This is a genomic window from Tenacibaculum sp. M341, from assembly GCF_004337695.1.
GTDB lineage: Bacteria > Bacteroidota > Bacteroidia > Flavobacteriales > Flavobacteriaceae > Polaribacter.
Genome location: NZ_SJXJ01000013.1, coordinates 1 through 17,002, shown reverse-complemented (window position 1 = coordinate 17,002; position 17,002 = coordinate 1). Strand labels below are relative to the sequence as shown.

Here is a 17,002-nt window from a genome sequence, read left to right as displayed (position 1 = left end):
TTTATTAATTATTTTTGGGAAAGTTTTTGCGACAATTCCATAGAAATGGCAGCTCTTTCAAATCGAATCTTACCTGCACCCGTTTCTATTACAACAGTATTGTTAGTATCGTTAATTTCTGCAACTTTACCATGAATACCACTTGTTGTTACAACTTTAGTTCCCTTTTTAATATCGTTTCTAAATTCTTTCTCTTTTTTAGCTTTTCTCCTTTGAGGTAATATTAAAAAAAAGTACATCACTGCTAATGCACCAAACATAAATATCATTCCTCTTTGATCAAAACCTTGAGATTGTAAAAAAATCATTTGAAACATTAAGCTTTCGTTTTAGATTTTGGAACTACCATACCTGAAATTTTCAATAACTCTTGACCTTTTTCAGTATTTGTAGATAATGTGATTGTTTTACTTTGTTTATTTGGCTTACCAGAAGTGTTAAATCTAACTTGAATTTCTGAAGACTCACCTGGCTTAATTGCTTCTCTTGGCCAAGTTGGAACTGTACAACCACAACTTGCTTTTGCATTTGTAATTACTAAATCTGATTTACCACTGTTAGTTACTTTAAAAGAAGTTTCAACTACAAAACCTTCGTCTACAGTACCAAAATCATGTTCTACTTTATCAAAAGAAATTTCTGGAGCACCAGCACTAATTTGCTTGTCTCTTTCTTCTGCGCTAATTACGTTAGCTTTATTAATTTTTGTAGTAGCACTACTACCTCCATTTCCGCAAGAAACTAATGTACTTACCGATGTTAAAATAGCTATTCCTAATATTAGTTTTTTCATTTTGTTAATGTATTAGTTAATGTAAAATTAAAACTTTTTATTATTTATTTAAAGTAAGCCTCTTCCAATCTTTACCATCTTTTTAGATTCAGTATAACTTTTAGATAACTTATCTAATACTCCATTTATGAAATAACCACTCTTATTTGTAGAATAATCTTTTGCTAACTCAATATATTCGTTAATAGTTACTCTACTTGGTATTGATGGAAAGTGTAAAAATTCGGTGATTGCCATTTTTAATAAAATCATATCTATATCAGCAATTCTGTCTGTTTCCCAGTTTGGTGTTTTATCTGTAATGTCATCATCATATTTGTGCTTATGCAACATTACTTTATTAAACAACTCGGTAACAAATCTTTTATCATCTTCATCTTTGTATAAGTTACCTAATACAAAAATGTTTTGTTTTTTCTGTTTGTTTAGAGTTTTAACTACCCAAGTATTTACGAAAGGAATATCATCAACCCAAGAAATCATCTTATCCTCGTAGTACTCAGCTAATTTTTCCTCTGGAGCAATAATTTCTTTAAAAAAGTTTACTAAGAAAATTTGATCTTCATGAAAAGAATTTTCTCTAGTCTTCATGTATTCTTCATAAAGCTTACTCTTTGAAAGTTTTTCCCAAATTATCTTTACATATTCGTCGTCTAAATCCCAGTTATTCAAATTATTTAACTCAACATAACCTTCTAAACTAACACTATCTTTAATTTGATTGATTAGTTCATTGTCAATAAACTTGGTGTTTGGATTTAAATCTTCTTTAGTAGCTAAAATTTTCTTCTTTGAAAGTTCAATTTTCTTTGCCGCCAATTTTTGCACTTCAAGTATCAATTGAAAATTTAGCACATATAAATCAAACATTTTTTGAACACTAAACTTCAAGAACTTCTCTTCTTTAATCAAATCTGTATTCTGAGATTGCTGCATAGCGTATACAGATTGCATAACTTTTAAACGAATATGTCTTCTATTAATCATTTATGTAGGAACTTTAAAAAAGGCGATAGAGAAAACTCTATCGCCTTGCAAAAATATAACTTTTATTGGTTTGCTTTAGCTATTTTGTTCTTTTTTACGAGCATCTATTCTCGCTTGTGCAATATTAAACGCAGCTCTGTGTGTTGTAATATTTTCTTTTTCTGCTAAATCAAGTATTTCCAATGTAGTATTGTATATGTTTTCGGTTCTTTTTAAGCTTTCTGCTTTATCATAACCAGCTACTTCTGCATACACATTAATGATACCACCAGCGTTAATTAAGAAATCAGGAGCATAAACAATTCCCTTTTCTTTTAACATCTTTCCGTGTCTTAATTCATCTGCTAACTGATTGTTTGCAGCACCTGCAATAACTTTAGCTTGTAATTGAGCAATACTATCATCATTTACAGTAGCACCTAATGCACATGGAGCATAAATATCAATATCCAATCCGTAAACATCATTTCCTAAAGCTACATTAGCATTGTATTTTTTACTTAACTCCTCTAAACGAGCCTCGTTTATGTCATTTAAAATAACTTGAGCTCCTTCATCAGTAATATGCTTCACTAAAGTTTCTCCTACATGACCAACACCTTGTACTAACACTTTTTTTCCTTCTAAATTATCAGTACCAAACTTATATTTAGCAGCAGCTTTCATTCCCATGTATACACCGTAAGCTGTTACAGGAGAAGGATTTCCAGAACCTCCATTAGATTCAGAAACACCAGTTACGTGAGGTGTTACTTCTCTTACAACATCCATATCACGAGTTTCCATACCTACATCTTCAGCAGTAATATATCTTCCGCTTAAAGAATCAACAAACTCACCAAACTTACGCATTAACGCATCGTTCTTTTGAGTTTTAGCATCACCAATAATTACAGCTTTACCTCCACCTAAGTTTAAACCAGTAATAGCTGCTTTATATGTCATCCCACGAGATAATCTTAACACATCGTTTAAAGCTTCCCATTCGGTTTTGTATTGCCACATTCTTGTACCTCCTAAAGCAGGTCCTAAAGTTGTATTGTGAACACCGATTATTGCTTTTAAACCTGTATCTTCGTCATTGCAAAAAACGACTTGTTCATGACCATCAAAAGATAACTGTCCGAAAACAGGATCGTTTTTAAGATCTTTGGTATCTATAATTTCCGACATCATATGTTTAGTTGTTTTTATAAAGAAATGCTTTACTATTTCTTAATATTGAGATTGCTAAAATATAAAAGTCGTAATTAATAAACAAAAAAAGACTGTTAATTTAAGAATTTCGTAATAAGAAAACGTTTTCTTTTTAATATTTAATAAAAAAACAAACATAAAAATTCATTTTTAAACATTGAAAGCACTACAATATTTAAATAAATACTTTGTAAAGTATAAATGGCGATTATTTATAGGAGTAATAATTACCGTTTTATCTAAATTATTAGCCTTAAAAATTCCTGAAATAATAAAGAATTCTTTAAACATAGTTGAAGATTATTTAAAAGGAAATGTTACAGACCTAGAAGAAGTAAAACATGAGTTATTAATTAATATTTTAATGATTGTTGGTATTACTCTTTTAGCTGGTTTTTTCACTTTTTTAATGAGACAAACCATAATTGTAGTTTCTAGATTGATTGAATTTGATCTGAAAAACGAGATTTACCAGCAATATCAAAGACTTTCTACCAATTTTTACAAGAAAAATAGAACTGGTGATTTAATGAATCGTATATCTGAGGATGTCTCTAAAGTAAGAATGTACTTTGGTCCTGCCATAATGTACTCATTAAATATGATTGTATTATTTGCTATTGGATTTACAAAAATGTTAAATACTGATTTAAAGTTAACTTTATATACTTTAATTCCTTTTCCTGTTCTATCAATATCTATCTTCTTTTTAAGTAAGCAAATCAACAAGCGTACTACTATTGTTCAAGAATACCTTTCTAAACTTACCACTTTTAATCAAGAATTTTTCTCTGGAATTAATGTTGTAAAATCGTATGCTATTGAAAAGAACGTTTTAAATGGCTTTAATGAACTTGCTGATGAATCTAAAGAAAAGAATATCGATTTATCTAAAGTACAAGCATTGTTTTTTCCTTTAATGATTTTATTAATTGGAATAAGCAACATATTAGTTCTATATATTGGTGGTAAACAATACATAGCTGGAAATATTAGAATAGGTGTTATTGCTGAATTCATTTTATACGTTAATATTTTAACTTGGCCAGTAGCAATTGTTGGATGGGTTACTTCTATTATTCAGCAGGCAGAAGTTTCACAACAAAGAGTTAATGAATTTTTACAGCAAAAACCTGAAATAATTAATACCAATAACGAAAAAACTACCTTAAGAGGAAATATCAGTTTCAATAATGTATTTCTAACTTATGACGATACAAACATTACTGCTTTAAATAATATTAGTTTTGATGTTGAAGAAGGAGAAACCATTGCTTTTATGGGAAAAACTGGTTGTGGTAAAACTTCTATTGCCAATTTAATTACTAGAATGTACGATACCACGGAAGGAACTATTAATATTGATGGTACTCCTATAAAGGATTTGAACTTGTACAACCTAAGAGATCAAATTGGTTTTGTTCCTCAAGATCCTTTCCTTTTTTCTGATACTATTGAAAACAATATCAAATTTGGTAAAAATGATGCTTCTGAAAAAGATATCATAAACGCAGCCAAAAAAGCAGTTATTCACGATAATATTGTTCAATTTAAGAATGGTTACAAAACTATTTTAGGAGAAAGAGGTGTTACTTTATCTGGTGGTCAAAAACAACGTACCTCTATCGCAAGAGCAATTATTAAAGATCCTAAAATTTTAGTTTTTGATGATTGCTTATCTGCCGTAGACACTGAAACTGAGGAAAGAATACTTTCTAACTTAAATGAAATATCAAAAGGTAAGACTACTTTTATCATAAGTCACAGAGTTTCATCGGTTAAAAACGCTGACAAAATCATCATTCTAGAGAACGGAAAAATAGCAGAACAAGGAACTCATAATCAACTTATAACAAGAAACGGAATATATAAAAATTTGTATGAACAACAACTTTTAGAAAAAGAAATTTAGACTTTTATATGGTTTAGTCAAATATTTTGTTAGATTTGTTAGTGAAAAAAACAAATAACTAGTATTATTAAGACTTTGAATTATGAGCGAGAGAGCTGAACAAGAAGAAATCTTTTCACAAGTATTAAGAGCAGGAAGAAGAACTTACTTCTTCGATGTTAGAGCAACGAAAGCAGATGATTATTATCTAACTGTAACTGAGAGTAAAAAATTTACACATGATGATGGTTCTTTCCATTATCAAAAACACAAAATCTACTTGTACAAAGAAGATTTTAATGATTTCAAAGACATGTTAAACAAAGCTACAGAGTATATTATTTCTCAAAAAGGTAGTGAAGTTATTAGCGAAAGACACCAAAAAGATTATAAGAAAAATGAAGAAGTATTAGTAGAGCAAACTGCTGAGAGTTTTACTGATGTTTCTTTTGACGACATATAACCGATTTAGTTCAAATTCAATTTACACAATTAAAAACCATTCTTATTAATATGCTTACATATTTAATAGTTTGGTTTTTTTAATCGGTTGTAAATAAATCTAGAACTAATTTCTACTATAAATTATTTTTAATCGCATACGACTTAAAAATAGTTTCTTGAAATTCTTTTTGCGGCTCACTGTCTTTAGTAATACCACCACCAACGTATATTGTTCCTTTTTCACCGTCTAAATTAACCTCCATACATCTTAAATTCACAAATAAACTCGAAGAATTAACTGAGTCTATTCCGATATTCAATTCTCCTAAATAACCAGTATAAAATTTTCGCTGATACATTTCATTTTCTAAAATAAACTGCTTTGCTTGTTCTTTAGGAAAACCACAAACTGCAGGAGTTGGATGCAATAAGTTTATTAAACTTTCTATTGATTCGTTATAAGTTCCTTCAACTTTTGTTCTCAAATGAAACAAATCACCTATTCGATAAGTTTCTTGTTTAGAAACTTTATAATCTTTTGTTATGCTTCCGATTTTCTCTATTAAATAATCAGTTACCATTTCTTGTTCTTCCAACTCTTTCTCTCCCCAAACAATGTCTTCTTCATTCTTTGCGGTTAAAGTACCTGCTAAAGACATCGTTTTAAAAGTATTTTCGGTTGTACTTAACAACGTCTCGGGTGTTGCACCAATCCACACACCTACTTTAGGATGAAACCATAGATAAACAAATGCTGTCGGATAATTTTTAACTAACCGTTTAAATATATCTAAAACTGAATCTTTTTTTAAGAATACATTCTCTTTTCTAGATAATACAACTTTTTTTAAACTTCCTGTGTTTATTGCAACGATTCCTTTTTTAACTAAATCAATATGCTGAAATCTTACTACTTCCTCTAATGGTACCTCTTCAAATTTTCCTTGGGATACTGAAAAAGAAATATCTTCTTCTAAAAACTCTGATTGATTATCAGGAATTAAAATCGAGGTTTCTTTATTATCAAAAGGTGCGAAAATAAAACCTGACTCTGTGTAAGATGCTGCGGTAAATAATTCTTCATTTTTCTGAAAAAAACCTTTTACAGCTTTTTCATTTGGCTTATTGTAAACAACAAATGGTAATTCTTTCTCTAACGACTCCTCTGCTCTCTTTAATATTTTCAATCTAACTCTTTTAATAATTGTTGCCTAATCTCTTCATAATTCGACCATATAAAACCATGTCCCGCTTCTGGAATTGAGACAAATTTAAAATCTTCCTTAGAAAACTGACGTTCTATAAACTTAGAGTTTTCATAAGGCACAATCCAATCAGCTGTACCATGAACAGTCACTACTTTATTAGGTGTTTTACTCCATTCTTTTTCAAAATTACTCAAGTCTTTTTTATGAGACAACTTTTCTTTACTTGCTTGTTTCCACACATCAGGTACCAACCACCTTGTTAACGACCATTTATAAAAATTTATCATCCAAGGTTCAACCTCGTCTTTACTACTTACAGCTGGCGCTAATAAAATAATCTTTTTAACCTTTTCCTTTACTGCTAAAGTAATAGGACCTCCATAAGAGTATCCAACCAAAATCACTTTATCCTTATTTAAACCCTTGATAATATCTTTCAAAACATCTCTTTCAAAAGCTATATTTTCCTGTGCTTGATGTTTATCTTGATACCCGTACCCTACTCTATCATAAGCTATCATATTAGCCTTTGTTTGTAATAAGCTATCTGACATATATGCTGAAAAATCATTTAAAGATCCAACTGCTCCATGAACAAAAACAAGCGTTGGTAGTGTTGTATCTTTTAAAATTTCAATTTTTCTAAAAGACATCCCTCTAAAGATTTCTTTTGATAATTTAGGTTGAATAACACTTTGTTCATACAGCGCCAAAGAAGCTGAATCTGATTTGGGAGCCGTAAAACTAGAAAAAACAAAATAAAGAATCACTACTCCTAAAAGAAGTACTATTAACAGAATCTTTATTATTTTTTTAAACAACTTCACCTTTTATCTAAAATGATGTTTGTTAGCTTACAAACCGATATTAAATTTTCATCCTCATCAACTACTCTTACTTCCCATAAATGTGTCGTTCTTCCTTTATGAATCGGTTTTGCAGTAGCAAATATGAATCCGTCTTTCTTGCTTTTTACATGATTTACTGTTAACTCAATTCCTTTTACCACCTTAGCAGTATCTCTTAAAAAAAATGTAGATGCACATCCTCCCACAGTTTCAGCCAATGCTGCTGTGGCTCCACCATGCAAAATACCAAATGGTTGATACACTTTAGATGTTACTGGCATTTTTGCCTTTAAAAAGTCTTCTCCTACATCTATAAACTCTATTTCTAAAGTTTCCATTAAGGTACTCGTATTCTGAGCATTCAAACTTTTCAATAATTTATCTTTCTCCATGTGTATGAAATAATCCTGTGATAATGAAATTGAGTTGTAAAAATACGTATTTTTGTAGTCTTAAAAAGAATTACAATGTACAAAGTTAGAGCAATACTAGATGTGGAAAATGATGTAATTAGAACATTATTAGTTGATGAAAAAGCAACTCTTGAAAAATTACATTTTGATATTGCAAATGCATTTGGTTTTGACGGTAAAGAGATGGCTTCTTTTTATCAAACTGATCATGAATGGAATCAAGGTGAAGAAATTCCTTTATTCAACATGGCGGAAGTTGGTCAAGGTTTATCAATGGCAACTTGTAGAATTAATGAAATTTTACAAAAACAAGAAGATAAACTTATCTATGTATACGACTTTCTTCATATGTGGACTTTTTATATTGAATTAGTAGAAACTTCACTAGAACCTATAGTGGACACTAAAATAATTCTAAACGTGGGAGAAATTCCTAATGAAGCACCTACTAAAGTTTTTGAATCTGATAGCATTGCTAATGATTTTGATGATGAATTTAACGATCCTTTTGATGATTTTGAAAGTTTAGACAATCTAGATCTTGATAATTTTTAAGTCAAAAAGGTCGACTTAAAAAAGTATAATCAATCTACTAGTAAACAATTCATTAATCACTTACAAAAAAAACTCTCGTAACAATTTGGTATATTGTTCGTCGAATAAAAAAATCGAATAAAACAGTATACTCTTGAACACAATATTATCCATACGAAATCTCGACAAAAAATATGGTCGAGTTCATGCAGTAAACAATTTATCTTTTGATATTGAGAAAGGAAATGTTTACGGAATTTTAGGTCCTAATGGTAGTGGTAAGTCAACTACGCTAGGTATTATTTTAAATGTTGTAAATAAAACAAGTGGAGAATTCGCTTGGTTTAACGACACAATGTCTACTCATGAGGCTTTAAAAAAAGTAGGAGCAATTATAGAGCGTCCTAACTTTTATCCATACATGACAGCTACTCAAAACTTAGAACTTATATGTAAAATTAAAGGAGTTCCTTATACTAACATTGACGAAAAGTTAAAAGTGGTAAACCTTTATGAAAGAAAAGACAGTAAGTTTAAAACATACTCCTTAGGTATGAAACAGCGTTTAGCCATTGCTTCTGCCCTTTTAAATAATCCTGAGATTTTAATTTTAGATGAACCAACTAACGGACTTGACCCACAGGGAATTCATGAAATTAGACAAATTATAAAGAGAATCGCTAAAGACGGTACAACAATACTACTTGCTTCTCATTTACTTGATGAAGTTGAAAAAGTATGTTCGCATGTTATTGTAATCCGTCAAGGAGTAAAACTTTATAGTGGTAGAGTTGAAAACATGATTGCTTCAAACGGTATAATTGAAGTAAAAACTGAAGGCAACCAAGAGGAACTTATAAATAGTTTAAAAAACTATTTTGATATAGCAACTGTAAATGTAGAAGATGATCTGGTTATTGCTAGATTAGAAAATGAAACTTCTGCTGCTCAAATTAACAAATATTTATACGAAAAAGGTATTATTGTTTCTCACTTAATAAAGCGTAAACCTAGCTTAGAGGAACAATTTTTAAACCTTACTAGTAACTAATTCTAAAACAATTGCCATGCTACGTCTAATCAATATAGAGTTTCATAAACTAAAACATAACAAAGCAAGTAAAGTACTTACTTTTATATACTTTGGACTACTTACATCTATTGCCTTAATAGCAATGATTAAATTTCCTTTTGGAAAGAAGATTGCTTTAGCTGATTTAGGAATTTTTAATTTTCCTTACATCTGGCACTTTAATACATATACAGCCTCTATTTTAAAATTTTTCTTACTGTTTGTAATTGTATCCATGATGGCGAATGAATACAGCTATAAAACCCTCAAACAAAACTTAATTGATGGTTTAAGTAAAAAAGAATTCATTTTATCTAAGTTTTATACGGTCGTAATTTTTGCAGCTTTATCAACGATTTTTGTTTTTGCTGTTTCACTAGTATTAGGTCTAATATATTCTGATTTTACTGAGTTATCTATCATACTTTCTGATTTAGAATACTTATTTGCCTTTTTTGTAAAACTTGTTGGTTTCTTTTCTTTCGGATTATTTTTAGGTATCTTAATAAAACGATCTGCTTTTGCAATAGGTGCTATGATTTCTTGGTACTTTTTTGAATGGATTGCCTATGGTATATTAGGTTGGAAATTTACTTCATGGAGCACAGCACAAGCCATCAAAAACTTTTTTCCGTTAGAAGCTATGCAAAATTTAATTGTAGAGCCAGGAAGTAGAATTGGAGCTGTAAAAACTCTAGCCAATCAAATAGGTGAAAACTTCGATAAAGATTACTCAATAAGTATATTTAACATCATTATTGTACTTGTTTGGACATTTATTTTCATATATCTATCATATAGCTTGTTAAAAAAGCGCGATTTGTAAGTTTTTTTATATTTTTAGCTTCTGACTAATCTAAAGCTGAAAATGAAAAAAATAATCTTACTAGCTTTATTAACCTCTTGTATCAATATTATTGCTCAAAGAGAAGCTAATATTTGGTACTTTGGAAGAAATGCTGGAATCGATTTTAGCACTACTCCACCAACAGCATTGAACAATGGTGAACTAAATACTCTAGAAGGATGTTCTACTTTCTCTGATAGAAACGGTAATTTATTGTTTTATTCAGATGGAATAACTGTTTGGGATAAAAATCATGATATTATGAAATATTCCGATGGTACCTTAGGTGATAATCTAAGAGGAGATCCTTCTAGTAGTCAATCTGGTATGATTATACCTAAACCTAATTCATCTACTATTTATTATCTTTTTACTGTAGATGACGGTGTTAGTAACAATCCTTCTGCTCCTGCTTTTGCTTTTGGTTTAAACTTTTACACCATTGATATTTCTAAAAATGGAGGTCTTGGTGAAATTGTAGATGGTCCGGTTGATTTGTCAGGTGGTTTAGGTAATTCTTGGACAGAAAAAGTTGCCGCAGTTAGAGGTATTGAATGTAATACCTATTGGGTAGTTTCTGTTGTTAATAGTATTTTTTACGCTTTTAAAATTGACAACACCGGTGTGAATGTTACTCCTGTGACATCTCCTGTTCCTACAGCTTCCTCTCGAAGAGGCTATTTAAAACTTTCTCCTGATGGAAAAAAGTTAGCAGTTGCCAATATGCCAAATGGAACAAGCGGATCAGGGAATGCTATGATTTATGATTTTGATGCACTTACAGGTGTTGTAGATATAAACTCAGAAATTGTACTTACTGCTCCTGCTGATGGTCAACCATATGGTGTAGAATTCTCTGTTGATTCTCAAAAACTATATATTTCTACAGTATCTGGTTTTCGTTTTACATTAGCTGAATTTGCAACAACATATAAACTTTTTCAATTTGATTTAAACGCTGCAAATATTAGAGGTTCTAAAAGATTAATTCATGATCAAAACCCTGGTTTTAGAGGAGCTCTGCAATTAGGTCCAGATAGTAAAATATACGCTACTATTCCTCTTGCCTATAATGACCCTGCTGGAGATGCAAAATTTCTAGATGTTATTGAAAATCCTAATGCAGATGCTGACGATGTCATTTTTACTAAAAACGCTATTGATTTAGGTGGTGAGTTATCTACACAAGGTTTACCACCTTTCATTTCTTCACTTCTATTACCTATTGAAATTATAGAAGTAGCTACCAATGAAATCATCAACAATCAAGATAAAAAATACTGTATTGGAGATTCTGTACAAATAAACTCAGGAAATGTTTCTGGAACAAATATTACATACGATTGGACATTTGATAATGGCACAACTACAACTTCTATTTCAAATCAACCTAATTTATTGCTTAATAATGTTGACATGAGTAATAGTGGTGATTACCTTTTAACTATTAACCTTGTAAATGATTGTGGAGAAACAGTAATACTTGAAGGAAAATTTAGAATTGATGTTTTTGAGCCTGCAACTGCCAATCCAATAGCTGATATAAATCACTGTGATGTTGATGGTGATGGAATTCATACTTTTGATTTTGAGGCTAGTTTAAATCCAACGATTTTAGGAAGTCTTGATCCAAACAAATTTGAAGTACTTTATTTTAACAACTTAGTAGATGCTGAAAATAATGTTACTGCAAACACTGTAACATCGCCTTATACCAATGCAACTCCTTTTGCTTCTGAAGTTTTTTATGTGAGAGTTCATAATAAAAATGCTCCAAATACTTGTTATGATATCACTCAATTTAACTTATCTATAACAGCTATTCCTGAACCTATTCAACCTTCAGATTTTGAAGTATGTGACGATGTAGTTAGCGGAGGAGATACAGATGGGTTTTATAACAACTTTATACTATCAACTAAAGACAATGAAATTTTAGGAAGTTTATCTCCTACTCAATACAACGTAAGTTATCATAGCACTTTAATTGGTGCTCAAACTGACTCTACTACTGATGTTATTGATAAAAATGCACCTTATAGAAATACCTCTACAAACGAACAAATCATACATGTAAGAGTAGAAAATAACGCTAATACTCTTTGTAATAGTATATCAGATCCTGCTTCTACAGACTTTAAACCTTTTAAATTAATTGTAAATCCACTACCAACATTATTAAATCCAATTGTTCAAATTGAACAATGTGAAAACGATGGTGACCTTACTGCAATTGTTAATTTAACGCAATCAGAAATAAATATTTCTAACAATCATTCAAACGAAAGTTTTAAATATTATAATTCTCAAACTGATGCAAATAATGATAATGCTGAAATACTTGACCCGGTAAATTACAATGCTACTAATGGTGAAATAGTTTGGGTAAGAACCATTTCTGACAAAAACTGTTACAGAGTATCTCAATTAAACATCACTATATCTTTTGCTGCCGATATTATTTATGACAAAGAGTTTACCGAATGTGATGACTTTTTAGATGCTGATGGGACTGATACTACTAATAATGACGATAAAGATGGTATTACTAGTTTTGATTTTTCTGCTGCTGAAAGTGAAATTATAAATTTATTTGATCCAGCCATTAGAAACGATCTAAAAGTTTTGTTTTTTGAAAACGAAGCTGATAGAGATGCTGTAACTAATGAAATTTCAGATAGTAGCAATTATAGAAACACAAATAACCCTGGCGTTACTAGCAATACAATTTTCATAAAAATCATAAATAAAGTAAATAATAATTGTACTGGATTAACCAAATTATTCACCAGAGTATTACCGCTACCAAGTTTTGATGTTAGCTCTCCTTACATTCTATGCTTAAATAACCTTTCTTCCATTGAAGCTGAATCACCTAGTGATAGCTATAATTATGAATGGACAAGAAATGGCAATGCTACAGTAATCGGAACAAATCAGCAATTGAACTTGACTCAAGGAGGAGAATATGAAGTTACAGCAATTAACACCACCACTCTTTGTAGAAGAACTAAAAAAATTATCGTAAATGAATCAATTATAGCATCTATCAATCAAAATAATGTTTCTATAATTGATGATTCTGACAACAATACCGTAACTATTAACAACAATAATGATGAACTTGGAATTGGAGATTATGAATTTGCTTTACAAGATGAAAATGATCAAATAGTTTATGATTATCAAGACGAACCTGAGTTTGAAAATCTGAAAGGAGGCATTTACACCATTTTAGTTAGAGATAAAAATAATTGTGGTATTGCTGAACTTGATGTATCTGTTCTAGAATTCCCTGACTTTTTTACACCTAATGAAGATGGAATTAATGATACTTGGAATGTAAAAGGAGCCAACTCTTTATTTTACCCAACAAACAGTATTTATATTTTTGATAGATACGGTAAGTTACTAACTTCCTTAAAAGTAGATGATCAAGGATGGAATGGTTTTTATAACGGACAAGCACTTCCGCCAAATGATTACTGGTTCAACATAGAATTAACAGATAGAGATGGGAATATAGTAAGTAGAAAAGGACATTTTTCGTTAATCTTTGACTGATTAAGTTAAATTTAATACACAAACTTAGGTTAATTATCGTTTTAACCTTTTATTTGCTAAACTCTTTTTAGTCAAAAGAATATGCATTGTTAATTGTCAAGCTTATGAAAAAAACACTACTATTTTTAATTTATTTTTCTCTAATTTTATTCGCAAATGCTCAAGATGGTGCATCTACCTGTGATGCTGCTGAACCTATGTGTTCTGATGATATGGGAGTAAAAATATTTGACAATGTTACAGGAAAGCCTAATACTGGAACAATAGCTTGTTTATCTACAACTCCTAATCCAGCTTGGTTTTTTATTAGAGTTGAAAGTAGTGGTAGGTTAGAATTTCAAATTATCCAAGCTCAAGATTTTGATGCTGCTGGAAATGTTGTTGGTAATACTTTAGATGTCGATTTTACATCATGGGGACCTTTTACTGCACCAGATGGAAATTGCTCTAGTTTAGCTACTACTTGTGTTGATACAACTGGAGCTCCAACTACTTGTGTAGACAATACATTTGATCCAGATTATTATATAAACAATGAAGATGGAACAAATATTATGGACTGTAGTTATAGTGGATCTGCCATTGAAAGCTTTACTATTGAAAATGCCGTAGCTGGTGAATTTTATATCCTTTTAATAACAAACTTTCAAGACTCACCTGGAAAAATTAAGTTAGAACAAACTAATCTAGGAACTACAGGTGCTGGTGAAACTGACTGTTCTATTATTGCTGGTGAACTTGGTCCTGATCAAACCGTTTGTGATGGTACAACCATTACTTTAGATGGAACTCCTTCAACTGGTACTGCTACCTCTTATGAGTGGCAAATAGATACTGGTGCTGGTTTTACAACAATCGCTGGGGAAACGGGTAACACTTTAACAATAAACAACGATAAGTCTGGTACTTACAGGGTAATTATAACTGATGATGTTGGTGGAACCGCTACTGACGACATTGATATTACTTTTTTGCCCGTTCCTGTTGCTAATAAACCTGCTGACATTAATTTTTGTGATAGTGACAGTGATGGCTTTCATACTTTTGATTTACAAAATGATGTTACTCCTCTAGTTTTAGGAGCACAATCAGCTATACAATTTGAAGTAGTGTACTTTTTAAGTCAGACTGATGCTGATAACAATAATACAGCAAATGCATTAGCAAATCCATATACAAATTCAACAGCAAATAGTACACAAACTATTTATGCTAGAATTCATAATACTAGTAATCCAGACACTTGTTTTGACACTACATCTTTTAGCTTAGATATCAACTCATTACCAACACCCAGACAACCGTCAGACATCGTTGTTTGTAACGATCTAGGTAATCCTGTTGGTTTTTACAATAATTTTATTTTAGCTACCAAAGACAATGAAATACTAGGCGGTTTATCTCCTACTCAGTACAGCGTTAGTTACCATACTACATTAGCTGGAGCTCAAACAAATGCAACAACTGATGTTATTGATAAAAATATAGCTTACACCAATATCATTCCCAATGAGCAAGTAATTTTTGTAAGAGTAGAAAACAGTTCTAATACTTCATGTAGCGTTGCTACAACTGTTTCTTCAGCAACCTTTAAACCTTTTAAATTAGTTGTAAATCCTTTACCAGTTATAATTAACCCTATTGTTCAAATTGAGCAATGTGAAAATGATGGTGATTTTACGGCAATTATCAATTTAACTCAAGCACAAATTAATATTTCTAATAATCATTTAAATGAAACTTTTAAATATTATACTTCAGAAGTAGATGCTAATACTGATAATGCTCCCATAGCAGATCCTATCAACTATAACGCTACGAACGGTGAAGTTGTTTGGGTGAGAACTATTTCAGATAAAGACTGTTTTAGAGTTTCTCAAATAAATGTAATCATCTCTTTTGCTGCTGACATTATGTACGATAAAGAATTTACAGAATGTGACGATTTCTTAGATGCTGACGGAAACAATACGCCAAGTAATGATGATACAGATGGTATTACTAATTTTGATTTTTCTATTGCTGAAGGAGAAATTATTAACTTATTTGATCCTGCAATTAGAAGTGATTTGAAGGTCCTTTTTTTTGAAACCCAAGCTGATCGAGATGCAGTAACTAATGAAATCGCCGATATCAGTAAATACAGAAACACAAATTTCCCTGGATTAGCAAGTAATACAATTTATATTAAAATCATCAATAAAATTAATAACAATTGTACTGGTCTTAGTAAACTTTTTGTGAGAGTTCTTCCACTACCAAGCTTTGATGTTACTTCTCCTCAAATTTTATGCTTGAATAATCTTTCTTCCATTGAAGCTGAATCTCCTGGCGATACCTATGCTTATGAGTGGACAAGAAATGGAAATGCTACCGTTATTGGAAACAATCAGACACTAAATTTAACTCAAGGCGGTGAATACAAAGTTACTGCTATCAATACAACTACTTTATGTAAACGCTCAAGAATCATCTTTGTAAATGAGTCTATTATTGCAACTATCAACCAAAATGATGTGTCAATTATTGATGATTCTGACAATAATACTATCACAATTAACAATGATACTGGAAACCTTGGTATTGGTGCTTATGAATTTGCCTTACAAGATGAGAATGGTCAAATTGTTCAAGATTATCAAGACGAACCAAAATTCGAAAATTTACAAGGAGGCATCTATACTATTTTAGTTAGAGATAAAAACAATTGTGGAATAGCTGAACTGGATGTTTCTGTTTTAGAGTTCCCTGATTTCTTTACTCCTAATGAAGATAGTATTAATGATACCTGGAATGTTAAAGGAGCGAACTCTCTTTTTTATCCAAGTAATAGTATTTATATTTTTGATAGATATGGAAAACTATTGACTTCTTTAAAAGTTGATGACCAAGGCTGGAATGGAACTTATAATGGAAATGCACTTCCTTCTAATGATTATTGGTTTAACATTGAACTTACCGATAGAAATGGAAATGTAATTACAAGAAAAGGGCATTTTTCTTTACTTTTAGATTAACTATAAAAACGTAAAAATTTAATTGCATATCGTCATTTTTTATTCATTATAATTATTGATTATGAATGAAGTCATCTTGACTTTTTTTGAGAAAAAATTAAGGGTTGTAGATATTTGTGTTGCGAAACATAAAAACACAACCCTATGTACCAAGTACTAAACAAAGATATGATAGAATTAGAAATAG

14 protein-coding genes are annotated in these 17,002 nt (G+C 30.6%); 7 read left to right on the top strand and 7 right to left on the bottom strand.

Annotated elements, in window-relative coordinates; translation table 11 throughout:
- Positions 1 to 8 precede the first annotated feature (8 nt).
- The 4 genes from yajC to EYW44_RS14890 all read right to left on the bottom strand — a co-directional run bounded on the left by yajC (position 9) and on the right by EYW44_RS14890 (position 2,956).
- Positions 9 to 308 (bottom strand): preprotein translocase subunit YajC, encoded by a 300-nt coding sequence (gene yajC / locus EYW44_RS14905; RefSeq protein WP_243643674.1) that lies wholly within the window; start codon positions 306 to 308, stop codon positions 9 to 11.
- A gap of 8 nt (positions 309 to 316) precedes the next feature.
- Positions 317 to 793: a DUF1573 domain-containing protein gene (locus EYW44_RS14900; protein WP_132724474.1), complete on the bottom strand. Its 477-nt coding sequence runs from the start codon at positions 791 to 793 to the stop codon at positions 317 to 319.
- 48 nt (positions 794 to 841) lie between these two features.
- Positions 842 to 1,780, bottom strand: coding sequence for a transcription antitermination factor NusB (gene nusB, locus EYW44_RS14895; RefSeq protein ID WP_132724473.1), 939 nt, complete (start codon positions 1,778 to 1,780; stop codon positions 842 to 844).
- A gap of 75 nt (positions 1,781 to 1,855) precedes the next feature.
- Positions 1,856 to 2,956 (bottom strand): Glu/Leu/Phe/Val family dehydrogenase, encoded by a 1,101-nt coding sequence (locus tag EYW44_RS14890; protein WP_132724472.1) that lies wholly within the window; start codon positions 2,954 to 2,956, stop codon positions 1,856 to 1,858.
- A gap of 178 nt (positions 2,957 to 3,134) precedes the next feature.
- On the opposite strand from EYW44_RS14890, the gene EYW44_RS14885 reads away from it, so the two are divergent.
- Complete coding sequence (locus tag EYW44_RS14885) at positions 3,135 to 4,889, top strand: ABC transporter ATP-binding protein (RefSeq protein ID WP_132724471.1); 1,755 nt, start codon at positions 3,135 to 3,137, stop codon at positions 4,887 to 4,889.
- Positions 4,890 to 4,971: 82 nt separating this feature from the next.
- Complete coding sequence (locus tag EYW44_RS14880) at positions 4,972 to 5,331, top strand: PUR family DNA/RNA-binding protein (RefSeq protein ID WP_132724470.1); 360 nt, start codon at positions 4,972 to 4,974, stop codon at positions 5,329 to 5,331.
- A gap of 115 nt (positions 5,332 to 5,446) precedes the next feature.
- Here the strand turns inward: EYW44_RS14880 and EYW44_RS14875 are convergent, their stop codons facing one another.
- The 3 genes from EYW44_RS14875 to EYW44_RS14865 are packed head-to-tail and all read right to left on the bottom strand — an operon-like array spanning position 5,447 to position 7,760.
- Entirely contained in the window at positions 5,447 to 6,499 is a 1,053-nt protein-coding gene (locus tag EYW44_RS14875; protein WP_132724469.1) for an isochorismate synthase, read from the bottom strand.
- Positions 6,496 to 7,341: an alpha/beta fold hydrolase gene (locus tag EYW44_RS14870; protein WP_132724468.1), complete on the bottom strand. Its 846-nt coding sequence runs from the start codon at positions 7,339 to 7,341 to the stop codon at positions 6,496 to 6,498. The genes EYW44_RS14875 and EYW44_RS14870 overlap by 4 nt, the downstream gene beginning before the upstream one ends.
- Positions 7,342 to 7,343: 2 nt before the next feature.
- The gene (locus EYW44_RS14865; RefSeq protein WP_132724467.1) at positions 7,344 to 7,760 is read right to left on the bottom strand and encodes a PaaI family thioesterase; all 417 of its coding nucleotides are present in this window, start codon (positions 7,758 to 7,760) and stop codon (positions 7,344 to 7,346) included.
- A 75-nt stretch (positions 7,761 to 7,835) separates the two neighbouring features.
- Here EYW44_RS14865 and EYW44_RS14860 point away from each other — a divergent pair, with 75 nt between their 5' ends.
- The 5 genes from EYW44_RS14860 (at position 7,836) to EYW44_RS14840 (ending at position 16,815) form a co-directional block, all read left to right on the top strand.
- The gene (locus tag EYW44_RS14860) at positions 7,836 to 8,336 is read left to right on the top strand and encodes an IS1096 element passenger TnpR family protein (protein ID WP_132724466.1); all 501 of its coding nucleotides are present in this window, start codon (positions 7,836 to 7,838) and stop codon (positions 8,334 to 8,336) included.
- Positions 8,337 to 8,469: 133 nt separating this feature from the next.
- Complete coding sequence (locus EYW44_RS14855; protein WP_132724465.1) at positions 8,470 to 9,366, top strand: ABC transporter ATP-binding protein; 897 nt, start codon at positions 8,470 to 8,472, stop codon at positions 9,364 to 9,366.
- A 16-nt stretch (positions 9,367 to 9,382) separates the two neighbouring features.
- Positions 9,383 to 10,213 (top strand): ABC transporter permease, encoded by an 831-nt coding sequence (locus EYW44_RS14850; RefSeq protein ID WP_132724464.1) that lies wholly within the window; start codon positions 9,383 to 9,385, stop codon positions 10,211 to 10,213.
- 42 nt (positions 10,214 to 10,255) lie between these two features.
- Positions 10,256 to 13,798 (top strand): T9SS type B sorting domain-containing protein, encoded by a 3,543-nt coding sequence (locus EYW44_RS14845; protein WP_132724463.1) that lies wholly within the window; start codon positions 10,256 to 10,258, stop codon positions 13,796 to 13,798.
- Positions 13,799 to 13,902: 104 nt separating this feature from the next.
- Positions 13,903 to 16,815 carry a T9SS type B sorting domain-containing protein gene (locus EYW44_RS14840; protein WP_132724462.1) on the top strand — a complete coding sequence of 971 codons (2,913 nt, stop codon included), beginning with the start codon at positions 13,903 to 13,905 and terminating at the stop codon, positions 16,813 to 16,815.
- The last annotated feature ends 187 nt before the right edge of the window (positions 16,816 to 17,002 follow it).

What these genes read in the sequence shown, in the direction of transcription:
- yajC (WP_243643674.1), bottom strand. Translation starts at nt 308, where the DNA reads ATGATTTTTTTACAATCTCAAGGTTTTGATCAAAGAGGAATGATATTT.
- EYW44_RS14900 (WP_132724474.1), bottom strand. Translation starts at nt 793, where the DNA reads ATGAAAAAACTAATATTAGGAATAGCTATTTTAACATCGGTAAGTACA.
- nusB (WP_132724473.1), bottom strand. Translation starts at nt 1,780, where the DNA reads ATGATTAATAGAAGACATATTCGTTTAAAAGTTATGCAATCTGTATAC.
- EYW44_RS14890 (WP_132724472.1), bottom strand. Translation starts at nt 2,956, where the DNA reads ATGATGTCGGAAATTATAGATACCAAAGATCTTAAAAACGATCCTGTT.
- EYW44_RS14880 (WP_132724470.1), top strand. Translation starts at nt 4,972, where the DNA reads ATGAGCGAGAGAGCTGAACAAGAAGAAATCTTTTCACAAGTATTAAGA.
- EYW44_RS14865 (WP_132724467.1), bottom strand. Translation starts at nt 7,760, where the DNA reads ATGGAGAAAGATAAATTATTGAAAAGTTTGAATGCTCAGAATACGAGT.
- EYW44_RS14860 (WP_132724466.1), top strand. Translation starts at nt 7,836, where the DNA reads ATGTACAAAGTTAGAGCAATACTAGATGTGGAAAATGATGTAATTAGA.
- EYW44_RS14850 (WP_132724464.1), top strand. Translation starts at nt 9,383, where the DNA reads ATGCTACGTCTAATCAATATAGAGTTTCATAAACTAAAACATAACAAA.
- EYW44_RS14845 (WP_132724463.1), top strand. Translation starts at nt 10,256, where the DNA reads ATGAAAAAAATAATCTTACTAGCTTTATTAACCTCTTGTATCAATATT.
- EYW44_RS14840 (WP_132724462.1), top strand. Translation starts at nt 13,903, where the DNA reads ATGAAAAAAACACTACTATTTTTAATTTATTTTTCTCTAATTTTATTC.